This is a genomic window from Ruegeria sp. CJ2 (assembly GCF_056536745.1).
On sequence record NZ_JBQFQF010000017.1, the window covers coordinates 31,510 to 55,958 of the forward strand.

Annotated in this window: 22 protein-coding genes; 12 read left to right on the top strand and 10 right to left on the bottom strand. The window is 57.3% G+C overall.

What is annotated here, in order from left to right:
- Positions 1-2: 2 nt before the first annotated feature.
- Both ACR0MS_RS18935 and ACR0MS_RS18940 read right to left on the bottom strand, forming a co-directional pair.
- Entirely contained in the window at positions 3-1,016 is a 1,014-nt protein-coding gene (locus ACR0MS_RS18935; RefSeq protein ID WP_480577319.1) for an NAD-dependent epimerase/dehydratase family protein, read from the bottom strand.
- 71 nt (positions 1,017-1,087) lie between these two features.
- The gene (locus ACR0MS_RS18940; protein ID WP_480577322.1) at positions 1,088-1,612 is read right to left on the bottom strand and encodes a CBS domain-containing protein; all 525 of its coding nucleotides are present in this window, start codon (positions 1,610-1,612) and stop codon (positions 1,088-1,090) included.
- Between the two features lie 110 nt (positions 1,613-1,722).
- On the opposite strand from ACR0MS_RS18940, the gene ACR0MS_RS18945 reads away from it, so the two are divergent.
- The 7 genes from ACR0MS_RS18945 (at position 1,723) to ACR0MS_RS18975 (ending at position 9,092) form a co-directional block, all read left to right on the top strand.
- A complete protein-coding gene (locus ACR0MS_RS18945; RefSeq protein WP_480592762.1) occupies positions 1,723-1,908 on the top strand; it encodes a hypothetical protein in 186 nt (61 codons plus the stop codon).
- A 67-nt stretch (positions 1,909-1,975) separates the two neighbouring features.
- Positions 1,976-3,001: an FAD:protein FMN transferase gene (locus tag ACR0MS_RS18950; protein WP_480577327.1), complete on the top strand. Its 1,026-nt coding sequence runs from the start codon at positions 1,976-1,978 to the stop codon at positions 2,999-3,001.
- A gap of 15 nt (positions 3,002-3,016) precedes the next feature.
- Positions 3,017-3,259: a (Na+)-NQR maturation NqrM gene (gene nqrM / locus ACR0MS_RS18955; RefSeq protein ID WP_480577330.1), complete on the top strand. Its 243-nt coding sequence runs from the start codon at positions 3,017-3,019 to the stop codon at positions 3,257-3,259.
- Positions 3,260-3,324: 65 nt separating this feature from the next.
- The gene (locus tag ACR0MS_RS18960; RefSeq protein ID WP_480577333.1) at positions 3,325-4,998 is read left to right on the top strand and encodes a sulfatase-like hydrolase/transferase; all 1,674 of its coding nucleotides are present in this window, start codon (positions 3,325-3,327) and stop codon (positions 4,996-4,998) included.
- Positions 4,999-5,100: 102 nt separating this feature from the next.
- The gene (gene gpmI / locus ACR0MS_RS18965) at positions 5,101-6,618 is read left to right on the top strand and encodes a 2,3-bisphosphoglycerate-independent phosphoglycerate mutase (RefSeq protein ID WP_480577336.1); all 1,518 of its coding nucleotides are present in this window, start codon (positions 5,101-5,103) and stop codon (positions 6,616-6,618) included.
- Positions 6,615-7,745: a murein hydrolase activator EnvC family protein gene (locus ACR0MS_RS18970; RefSeq protein ID WP_480577339.1), complete on the top strand. Its 1,131-nt coding sequence runs from the start codon at positions 6,615-6,617 to the stop codon at positions 7,743-7,745. The genes gpmI and ACR0MS_RS18970 overlap by 4 nt, the downstream gene beginning before the upstream one ends.
- 6 nt (positions 7,746-7,751) lie before the next feature.
- Entirely contained in the window at positions 7,752-9,092 is a 1,341-nt protein-coding gene (locus ACR0MS_RS18975) for a S41 family peptidase (protein ID WP_480577342.1), read from the top strand.
- Between the two features lie 39 nt (positions 9,093-9,131).
- On the opposite strand, the gene ACR0MS_RS18980 is transcribed toward ACR0MS_RS18975, so the two are convergent.
- From ACR0MS_RS18980 to ACR0MS_RS18990, 3 genes are all read right to left on the bottom strand, one after another.
- A complete protein-coding gene (locus ACR0MS_RS18980; RefSeq protein ID WP_480577346.1) occupies positions 9,132-10,658 on the bottom strand; it encodes an MFS transporter in 1,527 nt (508 codons plus the stop codon).
- An 87-nt stretch (positions 10,659-10,745) separates the two neighbouring features.
- Positions 10,746-11,105: a hypothetical protein gene (locus ACR0MS_RS18985; RefSeq protein ID WP_480577349.1), complete on the bottom strand. Its 360-nt coding sequence runs from the start codon at positions 11,103-11,105 to the stop codon at positions 10,746-10,748.
- Between the two features lie 11 nt (positions 11,106-11,116).
- Complete coding sequence (locus ACR0MS_RS18990) at positions 11,117-11,878, bottom strand: DUF6478 family protein (protein ID WP_480577352.1); 762 nt, start codon at positions 11,876-11,878, stop codon at positions 11,117-11,119.
- Positions 11,879-12,120: 242 nt separating this feature from the next.
- Here ACR0MS_RS18990 and ACR0MS_RS18995 point away from each other — a divergent pair, with 242 nt between their 5' ends.
- Genes ACR0MS_RS18995 through ACR0MS_RS19010 form a run of 4 tightly spaced genes read left to right on the top strand, consistent with a single transcriptional unit; the run spans position 12,121 to position 18,371 of the window.
- The gene (locus ACR0MS_RS18995; RefSeq protein WP_480577355.1) at positions 12,121-15,219 is read left to right on the top strand and encodes an ABC transporter transmembrane domain-containing protein; all 3,099 of its coding nucleotides are present in this window, start codon (positions 12,121-12,123) and stop codon (positions 15,217-15,219) included.
- Positions 15,206-16,108 carry a CPBP family intramembrane glutamic endopeptidase gene (locus tag ACR0MS_RS19000; protein WP_480577358.1) on the top strand — a complete coding sequence of 301 codons (903 nt, stop codon included), beginning with the start codon at positions 15,206-15,208 and terminating at the stop codon, positions 16,106-16,108. The genes ACR0MS_RS18995 and ACR0MS_RS19000 overlap by 14 nt, the downstream gene beginning before the upstream one ends.
- A 59-nt stretch (positions 16,109-16,167) precedes the next feature.
- Positions 16,168-17,100, top strand: a complete 933-nt coding sequence (gene accD / locus ACR0MS_RS19005; protein WP_480577361.1) for an acetyl-CoA carboxylase, carboxyltransferase subunit beta — start codon at positions 16,168-16,170, stop codon at positions 17,098-17,100.
- Positions 17,097-18,371, top strand: coding sequence for a bifunctional folylpolyglutamate synthase/dihydrofolate synthase (locus tag ACR0MS_RS19010; protein ID WP_480577364.1), 1,275 nt, complete (start codon positions 17,097-17,099; stop codon positions 18,369-18,371). The genes accD and ACR0MS_RS19010 overlap by 4 nt, the downstream gene beginning before the upstream one ends.
- 63 nt (positions 18,372-18,434) lie before the next feature.
- Here the strand turns inward: ACR0MS_RS19010 and zapE are convergent, their stop codons facing one another.
- On the bottom strand, positions 18,435-19,493 hold the full coding sequence (gene zapE / locus ACR0MS_RS19015) for a cell division protein ZapE (RefSeq protein WP_480577367.1): 1,059 nt from the start codon (positions 19,491-19,493) through the stop codon (positions 18,435-18,437).
- Positions 19,494-19,639: 146 nt separating this feature from the next.
- On the opposite strand from zapE, the gene ACR0MS_RS19020 reads away from it, so the two are divergent.
- Positions 19,640-20,875 (top strand): MFS transporter, encoded by a 1,236-nt coding sequence (locus ACR0MS_RS19020; RefSeq protein ID WP_480577370.1) that lies wholly within the window; start codon positions 19,640-19,642, stop codon positions 20,873-20,875.
- Between the two features lies 1 nt (position 20,876).
- Here ACR0MS_RS19020 and ACR0MS_RS19025 read toward each other — a convergent pair whose 3' ends face one another.
- From ACR0MS_RS19025 to fghA, 4 genes are all read right to left on the bottom strand, one after another.
- Complete coding sequence (locus ACR0MS_RS19025; RefSeq protein WP_480577373.1) at positions 20,877-21,497, bottom strand: HAD-IA family hydrolase; 621 nt, start codon at positions 21,495-21,497, stop codon at positions 20,877-20,879.
- Positions 21,498-21,640: 143 nt separating this feature from the next.
- On the bottom strand, positions 21,641-22,096 hold the full coding sequence (locus ACR0MS_RS19030) for a YaiI/YqxD family protein (protein WP_480577376.1): 456 nt from the start codon (positions 22,094-22,096) through the stop codon (positions 21,641-21,643).
- Positions 22,093-23,541 (bottom strand): Si-specific NAD(P)(+) transhydrogenase, encoded by a 1,449-nt coding sequence (gene sthA, locus ACR0MS_RS19035; protein WP_480577379.1) that lies wholly within the window; start codon positions 23,539-23,541, stop codon positions 22,093-22,095. Before sthA ends, ACR0MS_RS19030 begins: the two co-directional genes overlap by 4 nt.
- Before the next feature lie 3 nt (positions 23,542-23,544).
- Positions 23,545-24,378 (bottom strand): S-formylglutathione hydrolase, encoded by an 834-nt coding sequence (fghA, locus tag ACR0MS_RS19040; RefSeq protein WP_480577440.1) that lies wholly within the window; start codon positions 24,376-24,378, stop codon positions 23,545-23,547.
- Positions 24,379-24,449: the final 71 nt, after the last annotated feature.

The window sequence follows — 24,449 nt, forward strand, 5'->3', positions numbered from 1 at the left end:
CGTCATTTTCCATGATAGTCCCGGAACCACGCGACAAAGCGCGCAATCCCGTCTTTGAAATCCGTTTGTGGCCGATAGCCCGTCAACTCCTGCAACAGGTCGTTGTTTGCCCAGGTTGCCGGAACATCCCCCATCTGCATGGGCATGTAGTTACGGATGGCCTTCTTCCCGACGGCTTCCTCGATGGCCTCGACAAAGTCCATCAGCCGCACCTTGTCGCCATTGCCGATATTCACCACCCGCCAAGGCGCTGCGGGGGAGAGGCTGTCGCCCTCGGCGATATCATCGGCGCTGTCCGGGCGCACAGGGGGCACGTCGATCAACAGGCGGATGCCGCGGACAAGATCCTCGACATAGGTAAAGTCGCGGTACATGTCGCCGTGGTTGTAGATGTCGATCGGGCGGTCATCCAGTATGGCGTCCACGAACTTATACAGCGCCAGATCAGGCCGCCCCCACGAGCCATAGACGGTGAAGAACCGGAACATCGTCGTCGGCAGGTTCCACAGATGAGCGTAGGAATGGCCCATCGCCTCATTTGCCTTCTTCGTGGCTGCATAGATGGTCAGAGGGGTGTCGGCCTTTTCGACCTCGGTAAACGGCATCTCTTCGTTCGCGCCATAGACAGACGACGTCGATGCCATCAGCAGGTGTTCGACCTTGTGTTCGCGCGCCACTTCCATGACGTTGAACGTGCCCACCACATTCGAGTTGATATAGCTTCGCGGGTCCTCGAGGCTGTAGCGCACCCCGGCTTGCGCGGCGAGGTGCACAATGATGTCAGGCCGAAATTCGTCCGCGACCTGCACAAGACGGTCGTGGTTTTCCAAAAGGTCCTCGGTGGCCGAGAACCCGGGGGTTTGCAGCAGCATCTGATGGCGGCGCTGTTTGAGGGTCACGTCGTAGTAATCGGTCATCCCGTCATAGCCGTGCACCCGAAACCCTTCAGACAACAGCAGCTTTGCCAGATGAAACCCGATGAAACCCGCCGTGCCGGTGACCAGAACCCGTTTCATGCAACCCTCGAACCTATCGCAGACTTTGTCGCATCAGGGATACTGTCACTGGTCCAAGGTCAAGGGGTTTCTCAGCCCACGATCATTTGCTTCATGCGCAATGCTTCGTATTCCAGCTCTTTCAAGCGAAAATGGACGACGTCACCAATGGTTATGACACCGCGCAAATTTCCATCACTCAGAACAGGCATGTGGCGAAAGCGGCCTTCGGTCATGGTTTTCAACACATCGTTCAACAGATCTTCCGGGGCGCAGGTTTTGACCTCGCGGGTCATCAGGTCTTCGACGGATTGCGGAAGTGTCTGACCGGGGGTGTCCGCCATCCGGCGCACAATGTCACGCTCGGACAGGATACCGTGCAGTTTCCCGTTCTGATCGGTCACGACGACAGCGCCGATCCGCTTTTCCTTGAGGATGTTTACAACCGAGTGGATCGTATCATTCGGGCGCACTGAGAAAACCGCGTCGCCTTTGCCTTCCATCAATTTCGAAACAGTCGTCTGGGAATGGGACAGGTTGGATTCCACGGACTGGCTGCGCGTTGCGGTTTCGGCCTTGTCGCCGCGCGTTGGGGGCTGATAAGAGCTTGGTGCCATGGGAAATCTCCTCTTCCTTTGTAGTTTACCTTACCGCAGCTTTGCGACCTGTATAGGGTTCAATTGCCCCAAGCGTGAAAAACCGCCTAACACACGGGATATTCGACCTTTTGTCTGACCTTTACCTGACCCCTCCTGTTGCCGCGTTGATCTTTTTCGTTGTGGTCGTATGTGGCCACAATTTCCGTATGGCATGGAAACAGCAGGCACCGGGGTGGCAAAAGAAGGCTTGGTTGTTCGGCGTTCCGGCAGGAATTGGCCTGCTTGTGCTGGGGTTCATGCCTCTGAAGCTGTGAGGTCGGTTTGACTCTGGCAAAGGCCACTGGCATACGCCGATCACGCTTTTCCACAGGAGATTCCCGCATGCGTCTTTTGCCTGTTCTGGCTGTTGCGACACTTCTATCTGCTTGTTTGTTCGACAAAGAGCCGGAAGTCGTGCGTTTGTCTGGTGAGACGATGGGAACGACTTTTAACATCACGGCGATTGGCGTGGATGTCGACGAAGAAGCACTTGCTGTAGCGGTTGAGGAAACCTTGGCGGACGTGAACGCCAAGATGTCCAATTGGGACGAGAATTCCGAGGTTTCCAAGTTTTCCAAGTCGCCGAGCACCGAGCCGACACAGGTTTCAGATGAATTTGCCCTGGTCATCGCGGCTGCCAATGACGTCCACGAGAATTCTGGTGGCACGTTTGATGTAACGCTTGGACCGCTGATTGAGCTTTGGGGGTTTGGACCGCGCAAACCCGAAGACCCGGTGCCCTCGGACGAAGACATACAGGCTGCATTGGACAGTGTTGGGCAGGCACGTCTGCTGAAACTGGATCGCGAGGCTGGGACGTTGTCCAAGTCGGATGCTGGTGTCGGGATCAACTTGTCGGCCATCGCAAAGGGCTATGGAATTGATGCCGTTGCAGGCACCCTGCGGGATGCAGGGATCGAAGATTACATGGTCGAGATCGGCGGCGATCTGGTCACGATGGGTGAAAACGACAAGGGTGAGGCTTGGCGGATCGGGATCGAGAAGCCCGAAGCAGGGGCGCAGAACCTGCAGTTGATCGTGCAACTGGACGATCTGGGCATGGCAACGTCCGGCGACTACAAGAATTTCTTCGAACAGGACGGCGTGCGTTATTCGCATATCATCGACCCTATCACCGGGCGTCCGATCACGCACCGGACCACATCGGTGACCGTACTGGCCGAAAACGCGATGATGGCGGATGCCTGGGCGACGGCGATGCTGGCATTGGGTCAGGAAAAAGGTATGGAACTGGCGGAAAAGCATAAACTTGCCGTGTATTTCATCTCGCGGGATGTGACAGGCGGCGAAGATGCCTATATCACGGTACACAGCACCGCGTTCAAAGACGCCTTGGGCACCAACTGACAAACATGGACTGATATGAGTACCTTTATTCTGGCATTTATCCTGTTGGCGCTTGTGATGGTGGGCATGTCGCTGGGTGTCATGTTGATGGGGAAGACCATCAAGGGCAGCTGCGGTGGCCTGAACGCAATTTCAGGCGCGGATAAATGCGTGGTTTGCCAGAAAGACGTCGATCCAAACAGCCCGCTTCGCGATCAGTTGCAATGCAAACGCGCCAAGAAGATGCTGGAACAGATGGAACGCGAAGCGCAGGCATAATTTCCGCTTAACCGACGGGCACGGGTTAGCTAGTCTGCGACCCTGACCATCGGGGAGGCATTGCGTTGGCCAAAGCCAAAAACATTCTGTTCATCATGTTTGACCAGCTCCGCTGGGATTACCTGAGTTGCTACGGCCACCCACACCTACACACCCCAAATATTGACCGATTGGCGGCCCGTGGGGTGCGGTTTGACCGCGCCTATATCCAGTCGCCGATCTGCGGGTCGTCGCGCATGTCCACCTACACCGGGCGCTATGTGCATTCGCACGGCGCGTCATGGAATGGCATTCCGCTTAAAGTGGGTGAAATGACGATGGGGGATCATCTGCGCAAAGCCGGGATGGAATGCTGGCTGGTCGGCAAAACTCATATGCGCGCAGATGCCGAAGGCATGGCCCGGTTGGGTCTGGAACCCGACAGTTTGGTCGGGGCACGCGTCGCAGAATGCGGCTTCGACGTTTTTGAACGCGATGATGGGATGCTTCCAGAGGGGCCGGACGGGTATTATGACCCTGACGGCGCGAAGGAATACAACAAATTCCTGACCGCCAAAGGTTATGAGAGTGACAATCCCTGGCATGATTTTGCCAATTCCGGTTTGGATGCGGATGGCAATGTTCTGTCAGGCTGGTTCCTGAAAAACGCGGCCGAGCCCGCCAACATCGCTGAGGAAGACAGCGAAACGCCGTACCTGACCGGGCGCGGGATCGCGTTCATGGACTCTCATGACGGGCCCTGGTGTTGTCATCTGAGTTTCATCAAACCCCACTGGCCTTACATTGTGCCGGAACCTTACGCCTCGATGTATGGGCCTGAACATGTGCTGCCTGTTGTCCGCTCGGACGCCGAACGGGAAAACGCCCACCCCGTCCTCAGGGCCTTCATGGACACAAAAGTTGGGCAGGCCTTTTCCCGTGAAGACGTTCGGGATGCCGTGATCCCGGCCTATATGGGGTTGATCAAACAGGCGGACGATCAGATGGGCCGTTTGTTTGAGTGGATGGAAAAAACCGGTCGGATGAACGACACCATGATCATTCTGACCTCGGACCACGGGGATTTTCTGGGCGACCACTGGATGGGGGAAAAGACTTTCTTCCACGACGCCTCGACCAAGGTTCCCCTGATCATTTACGACCCTTCACCCAAAGCCGACAGTACACGCGGCACGGTTTGTGATGCCTTGGTCGAGTCCATCGACCTTGCCCCAACATTCGTCGACGTAACGGGCCAAGAAGTTGCGGATCACATTCTGGAAGGGCATTCCCTATTGCCGATCCTGCACGGTCTGCGCACCGACACACCCCGGGATGTGGTGATCTGCGAATACGACTATTCCGCGTCTCCGATTGCGGAAAAGCTGAATGCGTCGGTGCGCGATGCCGTGATGTTCATGGTCGCCGACAAAAAGTGGAAGCTGATCCATTGTGAAGGTGGGCATCGCCCATTGTTGTTTGATCTGGAGAATGATCCGAATGAGCTGAACGATCTGGGCGAGTCTGCCGAGCATGAAGAAGTTATCGCCGCGATGTACGCTCATCTTTTCAAGTGGACGCGTCGCCAATCGCAACGCACCACCCGGTCCGAACAGCAGTTGATTGAAATGCGAACCAAAAGCCGAGGACGCGGAATCGTGGTTGGGGTTTACGATGAAAACGAAGCTCCGCTGGAACTGACTGTGAAATATCGAGGTCGGACAGCACGGCCTTACCGCGATTTCACGGGCAAAGACTGACGTGCCAGATGGATTCTTGGGATTAACGGAATAAAGGCGGTTCACCCGCCGCGGGCCAGACGATACAAGACCACCCAAGAGCAGATAATCCGGAGAGCCTAAATGACCGCCCCCAAACCAGTTGTCCTGTGTATTCTTGATGGTTGGGGCCTGTCCGAGGACGCGACGGCCAATGCACCTTTGTTGGCAAACACGCCTACTTTTGATGCGATCATGGCGAATGGGCCGCATGCGACCCTGATCACACATGGCCCGGATGTCGGGCTGCCCAGCGGTCAGATGGGTAACTCCGAGGTCGGGCACACGAATATCGGCGCCGGGCGCGTTGTGGCCATGGATCTGGGGCAAATTGATCTGGCGATCGAAGATGGCTCATTCTTTGAAAACGAGGCGCTGCAAGCGTTCATAGCCAAGGTGAAAGCGTCGGGCGGCACGGCGCATTTGATGGGTCTGGTGTCTGATGGGGGCGTTCACGGGCACCTGAACCATATCGTCGCCGCGGCCAAGGCAATCACGGATGCGGGCGTTCCGGTGGCTCTGCACGCCGTGACCGACGGCCGGGATGTAGCCCCCAAATCTGCGTTTACCTACGTTGCCGAACTGGAAGACCGTTTGCCGGAAGGCGCGCGGGTTGTGACCGTCAGCGGGCGATACTTCGCGATGGATCGGGATAACCGCTGGGAGCGCGTCAGCGAAGCCTATAACGCGATGATCAAAGGGCAGGGGCGCGCGGCAGCGACGGCGCATGGGGCAATCGACCACGCCTACAACCAGTCAGAAACGGACGAGTTCATCGTGCCGACAGTGTTGGACGGTTTTGGCGGCATCAAGGACGGCGACGGGTTCTTTTGCCTGAATTTCCGCGCCGACCGCGCGCGCGAGATATTGCGCGCGATCGGAGAGCCGGATTTCAGTGACTTTGATGCAGGTCCGCGCCCGCAGCTATCTGCGCTATTGGGCATGGTCGAATATTCCGACGGCCACAACGCGTATATGACGACGGTTTTCCCAAAACGCGATATCGTAAACACGTTAGGTGAATGGGTCGCAAAGCAGGGCCTGCGGCAGTTCCGTCTGGCTGAGACCGAAAAATACCCGCACGTCACCTTTTTCCTGAATGGTGGCAAGGAAGTCCCGGAAATGGGCGAGGATCGCTTCATGCCGAAATCGCCCAAGGTCGCGACCTATGACTTGCAACCCGAGATGTCTTCGGCCGACGTCACGGCCAAATTCGTCGAAGCGATCGAAGAAGGCTATGACCTGATCGTCACCAACTATGCCAACCCGGATATGGTTGGGCACACAGGCGATCTACAGGCCGCGATCACGGCATGCGAGGCGGTGGATCAGGGGCTGGCACAGGTAGTTGCGGCGCTTGAAAAGGCGGGCGGGGCGATGATCGTGACGGCCGATCACGGAAACTGCGAGGTGATGGTCGACCCTGAAACCGGTGGTCCCCACACTGCTCACACGTTGAACCCGGTCCCGGTTGCCTTGGTCGGCGGCCCATCCGGTGCGTCGCTGCGAAATGGGCGTTTGTCTGATCTGGCGCCCACGCTTCTGGACTTGATGGATATTGACCAGCCGCCAGAGATGACCGGGCAGAGTTTGTTGTCATGACATTTCGCGCGCTTCTTCTGGCGATGACCCTTGCGTCGCCTGTCAGCGCACAGACTGATCCGTCGACGGCTGCGTTGAACGCCGCGCGCAAACTTGAACAAGCGTCAATTGCACTGACCGAGGCTGACAGCGCCCGAGATCGCGTGCGCGCCCTGACCGCGACGATACAGGCATATGAGGCCGGGCTTTCGGCAATGCGGAACGGTTTACGCCGGGCCGCGACGCGCGAGGCCCAGTTGACCGCAGAATTGCACGCGCGCGAGGCGGATGTGGCCCAGCTCTTGGGAGTGCTGCAAACCATTGAGACGACCGCGCCGCCGGTTCTTATGCTGCACCCGTCTGGCCCGTTGGGGTCAGCGCGGGCTGGGATGATGCTGTCCGAAGTCACACCGGGCCTGAATGCCCGCGCGCAGGCCCTGGCCGAAAGCCTGCATGAGGTTCAGACGCTGCGCCTGTTGCAGCAGAACGCATCAGAAACCCTGACCGAAGGGTTGGTTGGGGTGCAGACCGCGCGCACCAAGTTGAGCGAAGCGATCTCGGATCGAACGGACTTGCCCCGCAGATTTGTCGAAGACCCGATCCGCACGGCCATTCTGATTTCCTCCACCGAAACTCTGGAGGGGTTTGCCAGCGGTTTGTCGGAAATATCGGAAGGCGAAATCGCGCAAACCGACGCGAATGTTTCAAACCGCAAGGGTCAGATCGCTCTGCCCGCTCGGGGTGTCATTTTGCACCATGCCGACGAATCCGATGCGGCCGGTGTGACCCGGCCCGGTATCGTTCTGGCCACGCGACCGCGCGCCATTGTTACGTCACCAACTGCGGCAACCATTCGATATCGCGGGCCTTTGCTGGACCTTGGCAACCTGATAATCCTTGAACCTCAGCCGGGCCTGTTATTCGTTTTTGCAGGCTTGCAGGAGGTTTATGGTCAGACAGGACAAGTGATCCCCGAGGGCACCCCGGTCGGGTTGATGCCCGGTGATACACCGGAAATAGGCGCTATTTTGTCAACAAGCGGTGATGGCACTGGAACTGAGCGGTCAGAAACGCTCTATATAGAGGTAAGACAAGATAACAGCCCCGTGGACCCGGAATCTTGGTTTCGGACCGACAAGGATGGATAAACGAGTATGAAGAAATTTGTGATGGCCGGTTTAGCCGGAACCCTGGCAGGTATCGTCGCAACGACGCAGATTGCCGGCCCCCTGCTTGCTCAAGAGGCCGAAAACAAGGCCAGCGTCTACGAGCAACTGGATCTGTTTGGCGACATTTTTGAACGCATCCGCGCGCAATATGTCGAAGAGGTTGAGCCGGAAGAACTGATTGAGGCCGCGATTGACGGGATGCTGACCTCGCTGGACCCGCATTCAAGCTATCTGTCGCCTGATGACGCCGAGCAGATGCGCGTCCAGACCCGGGGTGAATTCGGTGGGTTGGGCATCGAGGTCACACAGGAAGAGGGTTTTGTAAAAGTTGTCTCGCCAATCGACGGCACTCCGGCAGATGAGGCTGGGATCGAAGCGGGTGACTTCATCACGCACGTCGATGGCGAAAGCATCTTGGGCCTGACGCTGGATAAGGCCGTTGACCTGATGCGCGGCCCTGTCGGGTCCGAGATCATCATCACCGTTGTACGGGAAGGTGAGACGGATCCTTTTGATATCACCATCATCCGCGACACAATCAAACTGACCGCCGTGCGCGCCCGGACAGAAGGGACAAGCGTCGTGCTGCGCGTAACCACCTTCAACGACCAGACGTTCCCCAATCTGGAAGAGGGGCTGAACGAGCAGATCGCCGAAATCGGGGGTATCGACAAGGTCAACGGCGTTGTTCTTGATCTCAGAAACAACCCCGGCGGGTTGTTGACGCAGGCGATCAAAGTGTCAGATGCCTTCCTGAACGAAGGCGAGATTGTTTCGACCCGTGGCCGTGATGCAAATGATGGTGAGCGGTTTAATGCGACGCCCGGCGATCTGGCCGAGGGCAAGCCCATAGTTGTTCTGATCAATGGTGGTTCTGCTTCGGCGTCCGAGATTGTCGCCGGGGCGCTTCAGGATCACCGCCGTGCGATTGTTGTCGGGACAAAGAGCTTTGGAAAAGGGTCGGTGCAAACCGTCATGCCTTTGCGGGGCGACGGCGCAATGCGCCTGACCACATCGCGCTATTACACGCCGTCGGGACGCTCGATTCAGGCGCTTGGTGTCAGCCCGGACATCATTGTCGAACAACCACGTTCGACACCTGATGCAGAAGAAGAGGAAGGTAACGCACGCACCCGGTCCGAGGCCGATCTGCGCGGCAGCCTGAACAATGACAGCCTGAGCGAAGACGAAATTCGCCAGATCGAGGAGGATCGCGCCAAGGCCGAAGCAACGGCTGAATTGCGGGAAGAGGATTATCAACTGGCCTATGCCATCGACATCCTAAAGGGGTTGTCAGCGTTTAATCCAAACGGACCATCCCAATAAGAGACCGGGGCCGCCAACAGGCGGCCCTTTTTCTTTCCGTCAGCTCTCGACGCTGCGAAGCTTGTCTTCGTCCAGCATCATAGCCAGTACAACGCCCACCGAAACAGATATGGCGGCAAAGACAAACGCCATGTTCATACCCGTATCGAACGCGGCAGAGATCGCGGATTTGACGCTTTCGGCTTCTGCCGAACTGAGCTTGGACATAACCGCCTTCGCCGAGTCTGTTGTCAGTGTCCCGCCGTTGATGGCCCTTTGATCCGCATCCGACATGTTTATGCCATCCGCGGAAAGCCGTTTGCCAAGGCTGGACAGGCTGGTGACATACATGATCGCCGTTGCACCGGCGACCGAGATCGCCCCATAGACCAAATGAGTCATAAAGCTTAGTCCGCCAACAAGCCCGGCGCGCTCGGGTTTGACAGCGCAGACGGCTGCCGTGCCGGATGGTCCGACTGTCAGTGTCGCGCCCAACCCGATCATCGCCATGCCGGGCAATATCTGGAAATACCCAAAACCGCTGGGCATCACGACAATGCTGACCGCGCCGACCGTTGCGATGAGGTAGCCCCAGAACAGCAGGCGTTTTGGACCAAAATCATTGTACAGCGTGCCTGATACGATCGACCCGACAGCCAGCAAAACGGTCAATGGGGCAAGGCCAAGCGCTGACTGGAAAACTGACCAGCCCAGAACCTTTTGCATGTATTGCGGGAAATAGAGCAAGCCGACAAAGGCTGCCGACACATTGAACATGTTAAGCCCCAGCGTAATCCGGAACTCGCGATTCTGCATCATTTGCGGCAAAAGTAGCGGTTCTTTCACACGCTTTTCGACCATTGGGAAAAAGAAAAACAAGACGGCGCTGACGAAGAACAACATCAGCAACGGAACAGACGTCCATCCCCAGTCGGCACCCACGTCCAGCCCGTAAAGCAGCAACAAAACCGCAAAGGACAAAAGGCCCATACCGGCGAAATCCAGATGCTCACCTTTCTTGTGCTGGGTTTCTCGTTCCATCAAGACAAGTGCTGTCACCATCGAAATGGTCGAGAAGACGACATTTGCCAGGAAGAACATCCTCCAATCACCAAAGCTGACGGCCATGCCGCTGATCATCGGGCCAAAGACATTGCCCGTGGTAACGCCAGCAAGGATCAGCCCCATGATCATGGCTCTGTGTTCAGGTTTGGAAACCTTGGTGGCCCCGAAAGCCAAAGTACACGGCCACACGCATCCTGCGCCAATCCCCTGCAAGGCGCGTGACGCGATCAGAAAATCCAGGCTTGGCGACACAAAGCACATGACCGAGGAAAACAGAAAGATAGAAAGGCCGATCAGCATCATCCTGCGATGGCCAAACATATCCCCCATACGGCCACCCGCGACCATGGTCATGGCAAAAAACAGGGCATAGATGTTCAACACCCACTGAGTGCTGGTGATATCTGCGTCAAAACTGTTTTCGATTGCGGGCACCAGGATCAAGGCACCCGTAAAGTCGATGCCGATGCCGAACCCCGTCACCATCAGCGCGATGACCTTGATTATGCTGGCTCGATCCATAAGCACACCCTATTTCTGCAAATGCACTCATGATGCATGGAAACGTGCCAAAAGATAGGGTTATGCGGTGTTTGGGGGATCGACTACCTAGTCGCCAGACGCCTGCACGCGACGAAAGGCGCGCTTGAGCATGTCCAGTTCGGCGCGCAGAAGATTGACCTCGGCCCGTATGTCGTCGGCCGCCGCCATTCCAGCGATCACGGTAAAATCTGCAAGTTTCTGCGACGTTTCCCGATCCACGATCAGAAAACTGTGGACCCCGTCGGATAAGGCTGTGGTGGGGACCGCCACGCTCAGCGCCCATCCGCCTTCGGTCGGCGACAGGGTCACGTCATCGAGTGTTTGGCCCAGATACTGCACTTCGATCCGAGGTTCCGTTTCTGCCGAAATGTGCCCGTGCCAGGTTCCGTTTTCCAGTCGGATGGGCGTTAAAGTCGGGGGTGTCATATCCAAATGTCTCACAAATCGGCGCGGTAGTGGCGGCAGAAGGTCAGGTCACGCAGAATGATGCGGTTCATTGCGGGGTTGTCCACGATCAAATCCAGCCAAACCTTGTCAATTCGCCGCTCATTCAAAGGGAGATGCGCCAGATCAAAATCAGCCGTGCTGGACGTGTGGGAGGTGTCAAGTGATCGCAGGACCTGATCTGTATTTGGGCCATGCTGAATATTCAGCCGCGCCATGATGTTTGACGGGCGCTCTGCCTCGGCATGCATATCGACGCGCATAAGGTGTTGTTTGCTAAGGCCCTGCGTGGCCTCGACCGGCAAATCAATGGTCAGGGAAAGGAAAGATCCGGTGAACCCGAATACCTCAAGGTTCAGTCCAAATGCGGCTAGGTCGTTATCCCGCTTGTTTCGCGTTTGACGTATCCCGATCTCGGACAATCCGCAGTCATGGAACAAAGACACATGCTGATCCATAGTGACCTTACGAGGTGCCGAGGCCACACCAGAACGCGCCAGCGGCCCGCGCCAGAGGTCTGGCCGCCAACACCAATCGGTCCCCAGTGGTTTCGGAAATTGGGACGAGCCGATCAGCGGTCGCATCAGTCGCCCGTCTGCTTCGTGGATCAGTTGGTCGAGGTGACCACGCAGCCTGCGCGCCTCGTCTCGTTGCGAGCGCAATGTCGCGGGCGCGGCGTCTGCTGCATCGCCTGCAGCCTGACGCCAACGCGCAAGAACTTTGCGGTGTATGTAGCGATCCAGAAGTCTGCCCATTATCCCATCGCCTGAACGTACTTCTCTTTAGTCAAAGACAGCGCTCGGGATAAAGCGTAATTCGAACATAAAGGATTAATTTTCCCGAAACGCTGTTACGCTTTGGGCTGGGCAGTTCGGTGGCATTCTGATACGTCAGGCGGCGTTCTTGCAATCAACCGGGTCTATGCGTACCGTCCGGCACCTGATTGCTGTGGATCATCCGAAAAACCGCATACCAATTTTTGATACAAGGCCGGGGCATGGAACCCACTCTTTTTTCATTCATCTGGAAATATTCAAAGAAACAACAGCTTGTGCTGCTGGTTTTGACCGTATTGTCGTTTCCGTTTCTATATGCCTCGCTCGAACTGCCCAAGCAGATCATCAACGACGCCATCGGTGCGCCCAGTGATAGCGTGACGGTAATGGGCGTGACCTTCACGCAGGTTCAGTATCTTCTGATCCTCTGCGTTGCGTTTCTGGCGACCGTGATTGCCAGCGGGTTGATGAAGATGCGGATCAACACGATGAAGGGCGTGCTGGCCGAGCGGATGCTGCGCCGCCTGCGCTTTACGCTGATCCACCGTACCATGCGGTTCCCCAAGTCCTATTTTGCCACCACCAGTCAGGGTGAGTTGGTATCAATGATCACCTCCGAAGCCGAGCCGATGGGTGGGCTGATGGGGGACGCGATCGCACAGCCGGTGTTTCAGTTTGGTCAGATGATGACCATTGTCACTTTTCTGTTCATGCAGAGCGTCTGGTTTGGTCTGGCCAGTATCGCTCTGATCCCGCTCCAGGCCTGGCTGATCCCTAAACTGCAGCGGCAGATCAACCTTCTGAACAAAGATCGCATTCAGGAAGTGCGCAGGCTGAGCTCCGAGATTGGCGAAAGCGCAGCAGGGATCAGTGATCTGCGCGCCAATGGCGGCTGGCGGTATCGGCTGGCGCAGTTCAGCCACCGACTGGGAACCTTGTTCGAGATCCGTTTCAAGATCTACAACAAGAAATTCTTCATGAAATTCCTCAACAACCTGATCACGCAGATCACGCCGTTCCTGTTCTACTCGGTGGGCGGGTATCTTGCGATCAAGGGCGAGGTGACCGTGGGTGCTCTGGTCGCCGCATTGGGCGCTTACAAGGATCTCAGCGGCCCGTGGAAGGACTTGCTGACCTATTATAATCAGGTTCAGGACATGTCGCTGCGGTGGGAAGTGGTGACCGAGCGTTTTGCACCCGACAATATGATCCCAGAAGAGTTGTTTTTGGGCGAACCCGAAACCATTCCCCATCTCACGGGCGCGATTCAGCTTGAGAATATCACCGTTCGCGACAGTGACGGAAAGACGATCCTGGAAGACATCGACCTGACCATTCCCAAGGGCGCACGTGTTGCCATCAAGTCATCGAACGCCGCCGAACGCAGTGCGTTGGCGCAATTGCTGACGCGGGAAATCTTGCCGGTTCAGGGGGATGTCATCATTGCAGGGCATGATCTTAAAGACTTGCATCAGGCCGTGATCGCGGCTCGGATCGGATATGCCTATTCTCGCCCCTATCTGTTCGACGGAACGCTGGGGGACAATCTGCTCATGCCGCTGCGCACCCATCCCCAGCATGAGGAAGAGGCGAAAAAGGCACCAAGCCGTTGGCAGATCGAAGCCGAACGTGCCGGGAACCCGGTGGATTCCTTGTCTGATGACTGGATTGACCCCGGACTTGCAGGTCTGGAGGACGCAGAGGACATCCGCGATTGGTGGTTCCAACTGGTCGAAGCGATGGGCATTGACGAGTTCATGTTCCGCCGCACGTTGCGCAGCCAGTTCGACCCGATCCAGCACCCGACGCTGGCACGTGACATCGTGGGTTTGCGTGACGTGGTTGCCGAGCGGCTGCGGGAAAAAGGGCTGGATCGCTATGTTTACCGGTTCGATCCGGATCGGTTCAACCCGGCCGTTCCCCTGGGCGGCAACTTGCTATACGCGGCACCGTCGCGGGATATCTCGCCGGATATTCTGGCCGGTGACGGGCGGTTCATGTCCATGCTGCGCGCCCACGAGTTGGACGATGACGCGATGGGTATCGCAAGTGCGGTACTCAAAACACTGAACCGCACGTTTGGACGGGATGGGACTGACCACCCGCTGTTCCTGCGCCTTGGTATGACGAAAGAAATGTACTATCGGCTGCTGGATATCGAAGAACGGCGCATTGCCAAGGGTGACGACGCGATCAGCGAACGCGAACGCGCTTTGCTGCTGACCGTTCCGTTCCTGTTGACGGCCGAGCAGATAGGCCCCGATTTCCCGGATGAATACAAGGACAAGATCCTGTCAATCCGAAGCAATCAGGCCGAAAGGCTGCGGACCTCAATGGACGGCATGTTCATCCCAGTGGCCCCGGACACCTATATCGGACGAATGACCGCTATGGAAAACGCGTTGTTCGGTCGGATTTCTCTGATGGCCGGGGCCCATGCGGACGAGATCGAGGATGTGGTCGCCGAAGCCATGAACGAGGCCGGATTGCGACGCCGGGCCGCGGCCATCATCTATGACCTGCCGTCAGGCTTGGGTGGGAACAATTTGCCGACGGTTTTTCAGGAAAGGGCTGCATTCTCGCGCGCGGGTATCAAGCGCCCGGATGTGCTGATCCTCGACAAGGCCCTGGCCAGCCACGATTCCGAAAGCCGCCTGCGCACCCGGTTGAAGCTGCGCGAGTTGCTGCCGGACTCGATCATGATCTTCATGGAAGACAGCTTTGCCCACCCCGAAGCGTATGACCTGTTCGTCGAGATCAAAGACGGGCGCATTGACGGTGTCTCGAAAGCAGGCGTTGAGGAAGATGCCGGTGTCGTCGAAGACCTGAGCCGCAAGCTGAAGATCATATCGTCGACCGAATTGTTCGCCGGTATGGACGGCAAAAACCAACGTCTCTTGGCGTTTTCAGCGCAATGGTATGATGTGGCGGCCGGTCAGGTGATATTTTCGCATGGCCAAGCGCCGGATGCGGCGTATCTTTGCATTTCCGGTGAGGCCAGTCTTGAATGGCCCGAAGACGGAGGCGGTTCCAGACCTATTTCAACGGTCGAACCCGGTCGGTTGATCGGAGATCTGTCCATCATAACCAATGATCCCAGGCAATTGAATCTGGTCGCGGTCAGCGATTGTTCATTCCTGCGTATCGGTGCCGAAGAATTTCGCGCGGTTGTCGAAAGCGATGCGGGTGTGGCCGTTCAATTGCTTGAAACCGTTGCAGGTTATCTGACATCTCTTGCGGATCGAATAAACGCAACGAAGGACTCGACCGAATTCTGGGAAGAGTTTGACCAAGCAGAAGGTGATAGTGAACGTGCCTGAGATCCGTCCAGCTGCCTATGCCGCACATGAAGGTCTGGTTGCAGATGTGCGGCCAAAACCCGAACTGTGGCGCCTGCTTGTTGGCTTGGGTCTGGTTGCTGGCGTGGTCATCGTGCTGAACCTCGTTCTTTTCAGCGTGGTTGTGGGTTTTGGCTCAAATGCCGTGGCCGAAGGATTTCTGACAGGGTCTACGCCGCTGGCAATGCTTGTTTTGTTGTCCAGCTTTGGGTTTGTCACGCTTGGCGTCAGGATGGCGGTTCGGCGCCTCCAAAACAGGTCTCTGGGTTCTGTTCTCGGCCCGTTCCGTAGAAGTGCAGGGCAATTCTGGATCGTCTTTCGCGCCCTGCTGGTCCTGGGTTTGGTGATCGCTGTCCTGCCGCCGTATGACATGGGTGCACCGTTGACCCCCAATCTGGGATTGTCCACGTGGCTGTTGCTTTTGCCCCTGTCACTCATAGCAGTTCTGATTCAAACCAGCGCAGAGGAAGTTCTGTTTCGCGGCTACATGCAACAGAGCCTTGCAGCGCGATTCCAATCCCCTGTCATTTGGATGGGGCTGCCATCCCTGTTGTTTGCCCTTGGTCACTATGCCCCGGCTGCAGCAGGCGACAACGCGGGGCTGATTGCGTTGTGGTCTTGTATGTTCGGCCTGCTTGCGGCCGATCTTACGGCGCGGTCTGGCACGCTGGGTCCGGCCATCGCCTTGCATTTCTTCAATAATATTATCGCACTGCTGCTGATCTCTTTACCAGACAACCTGAGTGGTCTGGCCCTATACATTCTGCCTTACGACATGTCCGACACGGATATGGTGCGCGGGTGGTTATATGTCGACTTCGCTGTCATGATCGTTAGCTGGCTGACAGCGCGCCTTGCGCTCAGGCGCTGATTGCATTTCTTTCCGTAGCGTCTTATTTGACCTCAAAGCCGCACTAGCAAGGTTCCGATATGAACTGGATCACAAATTACGTCCGCCCCCGGATCAACTCGATCTTCTCGCGTCGGGAAGTGCCCGAAAACCTTTGGCACAAATGCAATGAGTGCGGGACGATGCTGTTTCACCGCGAGCTGGCGGAGAACCAGAATGTCTGTACCCAGTGCGACCATCACATGGCGATCACGCCGCGGGACCGATTCACGCATTTGTTTGATGGCGGAATCTTTACCGAGGTAGACGTTCCCGCCCCCAAGGACGACCCGCTGCAATTCCGGGATCAGAAAAAATATCCGGATCGCATGAAGGCCGCTCAGAAAAAGACGGGCGAGAAAGAGGCGATGCTTGTCGCCAAAGGTGAAATCGGACGGACGCCGATTGTTGCTGCGGCACAGGATTTTTCCTTCATGGGCGGGTCAATGGGCATGTATGTCGGCAACGCCATCATTGCCGCCGCGCAAGAAGCGGTAAAGCTCAAGCGCCCACTGATCCTGTTCTCGGCTGCAGGTGGCGCGCGGATGCAGGAAGGCATTCTAAGCCTGATGCAAATGCCGCGTACCACGGTGGCGGTTGAAATGCTCAAGGAAGCGAACCTGCCTTACATTGTCGTCCTGACCCACCCGACAACGGGCGGCGTCACGGCGTCATATGCAATGCTTGGTGACGTGCATATCTCGGAACCCAACGCTTTGATCTGCTTTGCCGGGCCGCGCGTGATTGAACAAACCATCCGTGAGAAACTGCCCGAAGGGTTCCAACGCGCGGAATACCTGCTGGACCACGGGATGTTGGACCGGGTGACCAAGCGTACAGAAATGCGTGAGGAGCTGATCACCATTACGCGGATGTTGATGAACCAGCCTCCTGCTGTCAAAGGTGACCTTCCAGCCCCCAAACCTGAAGAGGCCCAGCCCGACAATTCGGCTGACACCGCGGAAGAGAAATGACCCCTCAGTCATCGGACCTCATCCTCGAACGGATGATGGCGCTTCACCCCAAGATCATTGACCTGACCTTGGATCGCGTCTGGCGTTTGCTGGCCGCGCTGGACAATCCGCAGGAAAAACTGCCGCCTGTCATCCATATTGCCGGAACAAACGGCAAAGGGTCGACGCAAGCCATGATCCGGGCCGGATTGGAAGGAGCGGGTCTGACGACCCATGCCTATACCTCACCCCATTTGGCGCGGTTTCACGAACGCATTCGCCTCGCCGGAGAGTTGATTTCCGAACCCGCACTGACCGAAGTACTGGACGAGTGTTACGCCGCGAATGACGGTGAAAACATCACGTATTTTGAAATCACTACTTGTGCCGCGCTTCTGGCATTTGCGCGCGCGTCTGCGGACTACACCCTGCTCGAAGTCGGACTGGGCGGACGTTTGGACGCGACAAATGTTGTACACAACCCGGCGGTCACGGTGATCACGCCAATTTCCATCGACCATGAACAATTTCTGGGGAACACCCTTGGAAAGATCGCGGCCGAGAAAGCGGGCATCATCAAACCCGGTGTCCCCTGTATCGTCGGGCCGCAGCAGGATGAAGCGCTGGAGGTGATTGAATACACCGCCGCACGCTTTGGCGCGCCCCTGTTGGTTCACGGTCAACACTGGCATGTCATCGAAGAAAACGGGCGGCTGGTGTATCAGGACGAAACAGGTCTGCGAGATCTGCCGCTGCCGAACCTATTGGGTGCACACCAGATTCAGAATGCAGGCGCTGCTCTTGCCGTTCTGCGTCATCTGAATCTGGGCGACGACGCGTATGAGGCCGCGGTAACCAAAGCCGAATGGCCCGCCCGGATGCAGAGGTTGAAGTCCGGCCCCTTGGTCGAGCAAGCCCAAGATGCCGAACTATGGCTGGACGGCGGCCACAATGCCGCCGCAGGTGTCGCGCTCGCGGATGTGCTTGCGAAACTTCCGGTCCGCCCGACGCACATGATCTGCGGCATGCTGAACACAAAGGATGTGACCGGCTACCTGAGGCCCTTGGCGGATCAATGTCAAAGCCTGACTGCCGTATCTATTCCCGGCGAGGCGGCGACCCTAAGCGCGGAGGAGACCGCGGCCGCTGCCGCACAGGTGGGATTGACCTCAACCACTGCGGGCAGCGTCGCAGAAGCCCTTGAGTCCATTGTCGACAGGGATCCTCAGGCCCGCGTCCTGATCTGCGGTTCCCTTTATCTGGCCGGAAACATTCTCCGCGAAAACGCCTGATACTTCACCTGGCCCAAAAATATCCCGGGGGAGGCGCGCAAAGCGCGGCGGGGGCAGAGCCCCCTAACGTCCCCAATCCTGATCCTGCATCTCGCGCAGGCGCGATGCCGTGCGCTCAAACTCAAAGGTTCCTTCACCTTCGACATACAGCATCTCCGGTTCGGCCGCTGCCGAGCAGATCAGCCGCACCTTGGCCTCGTATAACGCGTCGATCAACGTCACAAAGCGCTTGGCTTCGTTGAAGTTATTGCGCGACAGCCGGGGGATATCCTCAAGAACCAGAACTTTGACCGCCTCCGCGATGGCAAGATAATCCGCCGGCCCCAGCATCCGACCACAAAGATCATAGAAGCTGGCCCGCGCAACACCGTTCCGAAACGCTGGCAACTCGACGGCACGGCCATTGACCTGCAAAATCAGCGGATCTGCAGCCCCGCCGGACAGGTCATTCCAGACCGACCGGATGCTCTGCCGTGCCTCGGGCCCAATGGGTGCGAAATAGACCGGCGCACCTTCCAGACGGTTCTGTCGATAATCGGTTGGTGAGATCAGCTCCCACACCTGCAACTGTTCCTTGATAAGGGCAATGAACGGCAAGAAAAGCTGTCGGTTTAAACCGTCCTTGTACAAATCGTCGGGGTGACGGTTCGACGTCGTGATCACGACAACCCCACCTGCGTGCAGTAGATCAAACAGACGCCCAACAATCATGGCGTCCGTGATGTCCGTGATCTGCATTTCATCAAATGCCAGCAATCGAACCGACTTGACGACCGCGTCTGCAACAGGTGCCAGGGCATCTTCAACACCGTCGTTTCTGGCCTTGTGCATACCAGCATGGATTTCCTGCATGAAAGCGTGAAAATGCACGCGTCTGGCCGGAATATCGTCAAGAGCGTCGACAAACATGTCCATCAGCATGGATTTTCCGCGTCCAACCCCGCCCCACAAGTACAACCCCTTGGGAGCTGGGGGCGGTTTGCGAAAAAACCCGCGCTTCACCGGTTGCGCCAATGCCGCACGGATACGTTCAAAATGTGGTAGAACAGCCTCTTGCGCGTCATCCCGTGTCAGGGTGCCATCCGCGACGCGTGCCTCGTAAAGCGAAATCAAATCCGTCATATCCCGAGGCATACCCTCTGCTTCGTCCCTTGAAAAGCGGCCAGCCTTGCGCCGCATCAATTTTGCTTGTCGACGGCCCCAAAACTTCTGAATTGACCATGCGCGATTTTGATTTAGCGTCTGCCATCCAACTCCACGAGGTTTTCATGCCCCAGCCAGTGCGCCTTCTGAACCCTATTCTGATTGTCGGTTGCATTATCGTGACGGTCAGTTTCGCAGTGCGCGCGTCATTTGGTGTTTTCCAGATCCCAATTGAACAAGAGTTCGGCTGGCTGCGCACGGACTTTTCGATGGCTATCGCGATCCAGAACCTGGCATGGGGAATCGGACAGCCCATTTTTGGCGCCATCGCGGAAAAAGCCGGTGACCGACGCGCCATCGTGTTGGGGGCGCTGACTTATGCGGCTGGCATGGTGTTATCTGCGTGGTCGGTCACGCCACTTGAACATCAGATGTATGCATGGCTTGTGGGTTTTGGGATCGCCGGAACGGGGTTTGGCCTTGTGCTTGCCGTCGTTGGCCGCGCTTCGTCTGACGAAAACCGGTCAATGTCTCTTGCCTTGGTCACCGCTGCTGGCAGTTTCGGGCAGGTTATCGGGGCCCCGGCAGCGGAATGGATGCTGGCATTTCTCCCATGGCAACAGGTGTTCATCGTCTTCGCCATCGCAATTCTTGCGTTGATATTGACGCTGCCGTTCATGCGAGCGCCACAAGTGGTGACGAAAACAGAATTGCAGGAAAGCATGGGTCAAATACTGGGGCGCGCCTTTCGCGATCCGTCCTACACCCTTATTTTTCTTGGGTTTTTTAGCTGCGGCTATCAACTTGGATTTGTGACCGCCCATTTCCCTGCCTTCGTGACCGAGATGTGTGGCCCGATCCAGCCCGGAGGGGTTTTGCATTCCATTGGTATAACAACGACATCGGCGCTGGGGGCCGTGTCCATCTCTTTGATCGGTCTGGCAAATATCGGGGGGACTTTGCTGGCAGGGTGGGCTGGAAGCCGCTTTCCCAAGAAATACCTTCTGGCTTCAGTCTACACCGCGCGAACTTTCGCGGCCGCGGCTTTCATCATCTTTCCGATCACGCCCGTGTCCGTGATTGTCTTTTCGTTGGTCATGGGATCCCTTTGGCTGGCCACTGTGCCGCTGACCTCGGGTCTGGTCGCGCATCTTTACGGTCTGCGTTACATGGGAACCCTTTATGGGATTATCTTTTTCAGCCACCAGCTTGGCAGTTTCCTGGGCATTTGGCTCGGCGGACGCCTCTATGACCAATATGGCGATTACACGCTGGTTTGGTGGATTGGTGTCGCAATCGGCGCGTTCAGTGCGATCGTTCACCTGCCGATACGCGAAAACAGAAGTGCGGTGCCAGTCTGACCTAGATGGCCTCTTCAGGGCGCAAAAGCCCTTCCTTGACAAGGCGGGCAGCCCAACCTTGTGCGCCTGTAAAGTGATGCGTCTGCCATCCGCGCGAGTGCGCCGTTTCGATGTTTTCAAGGCGATCGTCGGTGAACAACAAAGCATCGGGGGCAAGACCGCAGTCATCTTCCACCATTTGGTAGATTGGGACATGCGGTTTGACGGCCTGCAACCTGCCAGAGACATAAAGCCTGTCGAACTCCTTCAGAAACGGGTAGACCGTTGTCGCATAGTCAAAATTCTGTACTCCGAAGTTGGTCAGAGCAAAAACAGGCACCTTGTTTGCCCGCAAAGCGCGTTGCAAACGGACCGAGTGGGGGATTTCGGGCGCTGCCAGTTCGATCCATCTATCGTGCCACATCCGGATTTCTTCGCGCCACTTGGGGTTTTTCTCGGCCCAGTCATAGATCGTGTCCGTGAAGTGGTGCCCTTGATCCACAAGATCGTTCATTGCGTGCAGGTCGACTTCTTCAAACATGGCCCGACGCCGGTCCTCGCCGATCACCTTGTCGTAGTAGCGCTCGGGTTGCCATTCGATAAGAACATTACCGATGTCAAAAACTACGGCTTCTACTGCCATGGGAACACCTGTTCTGAAGGTTTCTGTCGCAGCCGACTGAATCAAGCCTCACGGCGAATGACAAGACCCAACCGCAGCGCGCAGCGCTGCCGGGCCCAACGGGAGACGGCGCATCTTTGATGCGTTTTCGACCGGCGGGAGGGTTAGCTTTTTTGCGCTGCCCTCAATTCCCTCTCCAGCGCGTCCAGAAATCGCGATCTGTCAGCCTTGCCAAAGGGCTTGCCGCCACCGCCAGCACCAAGCGGATTGGCGGCGCGAAGGTCCGCCATCAGGTCCCGCATCGCCAGTTGCTGGCCGATATTCGCTGCGGTGAACGCTTCCCCGTTGGGGCGCAAAACGCGCGCGCCAGCCTCAACACATTTCGCGGCAAGCGGGATGTCGGACGTGACGACCACATCGCCGACGCTGCAGCGTTCGGCGATCCACTTATCGGCCTCATCCGCACCCTCAGACACGATGACAACCTGAACCAGCGGGTTGGCCGAAGGCCGTAGTCCGCCATTAGAGACCAGAGCCATCCGGACCTTATGTCGTGTTGCCACGCGTTCAGCCTCGGCTTTGACCGGACAGGCGTCAGCGTCGATGAACAGCGTCGTCACGCTTTCTTCGCCTGTTTCTCGGCGGGTTTCTTGCGCACCTTGAACTCGTCCGGAATGGGCATTCGGTTGAACGCATCCAGACCCGCGATTTTGTAGGCCTCGGCCAGCGTTGGATAGTTGAACGTATTCTGTACGAAATAGTCCACCGTCCCTTTCAGGTTCAGCACCGCCTGCGCGATGTGGATCAATTCGGTCGCGCCCTCACCGACGATCTGCACGCCAAGAACCCGTCGGGTTTTCAGCGAGAACAGCATCTTCAGCATTCCATGTTCCAACCCCATGATATGCCCGCGCGAGGTTTCGCGGAACCGCGCCACGCCGACCTCATAGGGGATGCCGCGCTCTTGCAGTTCTTCCTCGGACATGCCGCAGGTCGAAATCTCGGGCACTGAATAGATGCCATAGGGATACCAGGGGCTTTCCGGCAGGGTAGGGGTCTCCAAGGCGTGGCACGCGGCCACGCGGCCCTGTTGCAGCGATGTCGATGCCAGCGAGGGGTGCCCGATCACGTCGCCCGTCGCATAGATATGCGACACGGCGGTCTGATAGGTTTTGCGGTCCACGTTGATCCGGTTGCGATGGTCTGTCTCCAGCCCGACTGCCTCGAGGTTCAAGGCGGACGTCGCACCCATTCGTCCAGCCGCAAAAAGCAGCATCTCGGCCCGCACGTGACGCCCATTGGCCAAAGTGACCTCGACATGGCCGCCTGCGTCTTCGATCTTTTCAACTGCAGAACCCAAACGCAGGTCCACGCCGTTCTCGCGGATCTGGTGCGTGAAATCGTGGATCAGGCGACTGTCGATGAAGTCTAGAAACGTGTCGCGCGGTTCAATCAGCGTGACCCGGACGTCCAGAGCCGAGAACATGGTGGCATATTCCACCCCGATCACCCCCGCACCGATCACACACAGCGACCGTGGAATCTCGGCCATTTCAAGAAAATCATCCCCGTCGACCACGGTCTTGCCGTTGAAGGGCACATAGTCAGGGCGGTAAGTTTTGGTGCCCGTCGCAATCAGGAACTTTGCGGCAGTCAGGCGGGTCTTGTCCCCGGCATCCGTGGCGACCTCAACTTCATGCGGGCCGACAAATCGCGCCAGCCCATTCAGCGTTTCCACGTGGTTCCGGTTGAACTGATGTTCCAGCACGTCAACCTCATGATCCAGCGTCATATGCAAACGCGCCTTGAGGTCGTCAGCCCGGATCTGATCCTTTACCCGGTAGGAGCGGCCATAAAAGCTGCGCTCGCGCCAGCCCGACAGGTTCAGAACCGTTTCGCGCAGGGTTTTTGACGGGATCGTACCGGTATGCACCGACACGCCGCCGAACCGACCCTTGCGGTCGACCACCAGCACACGGCGTTTCAGCTTGCCTGCCTGAATCGCTGCAGACCGACCCGAGGGGCCCGACCCGATGATGATCAGGTCGTAATCAAAGTCGCTCATGCCTCAGTCTCCGTACAGCGCCTCGGCGTGGAAGGTGATGTGATCTTCCATGAAGGTCGATACAAAGTAGTAAGAATGATCATAACCCGGCTGCAGGCGATAGGTGGCCTGCTGGCGGCGCTCTGCAATCGCCTGCGCCAGCGCCTCGGGGCGCAGCAGGTCCATGAACTGGTCACTGGCTCCGGTGTCGATCAGGATAGGGCCGTCAAAGCCCTTTTCCTTCATCATCAACGATGCGTCATGCTTGGCCCATGCGCCCTCATCATCCCCCAGATAGGCGCTGAGTTGCTTGCGGCCCCAATCGGCCCCCGTCGGGTTCGAGATGGGCGCAAAGGCCGAAACCGAGCGATACCGGCCCGGCAGGTTCATCGCCAGCGTCAGCGCGCCGTGCCCGCCCATGGAATGCCCGGTGATGGCCTGGCGGTCCATATCAATCGCAAAGTTCTCTGCCAGCAGCGCGGGCAGTTCCTCAGCCACATAACCCCACATGTTAAAGTGAGGGGCCCATGGTTTTTGCGTCGCGTTCACATAAAAGCCTGCGCCCTGGCCCAGATCGTAATCTTCGTGATCGGCCACGCCTTCACCACGCGGCGAAGTATCGGGGAACACAACCGCAATACCCTGTTCGGCCGCCCATGCCTGCGCCCCGGCCTTTGTCATTGCGTTTTCATGGGTGCATGTCAGCCCGGACAGATACCACAGTACCGGGACGGGCCCGTCTTTTGCTTCGGCGGGCAAAAACAAGCCAAAGGTCATGTCGCATTTGCACGCGGAGGAGGTATGGCGATAGACGCCTTGCACGCCTCCGAAACAGGCATTTTCCGAAAGGGTTTCCATCTGGCTTGTGTCCTTACGTTGGGTTCGGGCCATGGCTACCCTTACCGAGCCGCTGCGTAAAGCCTGTGCGC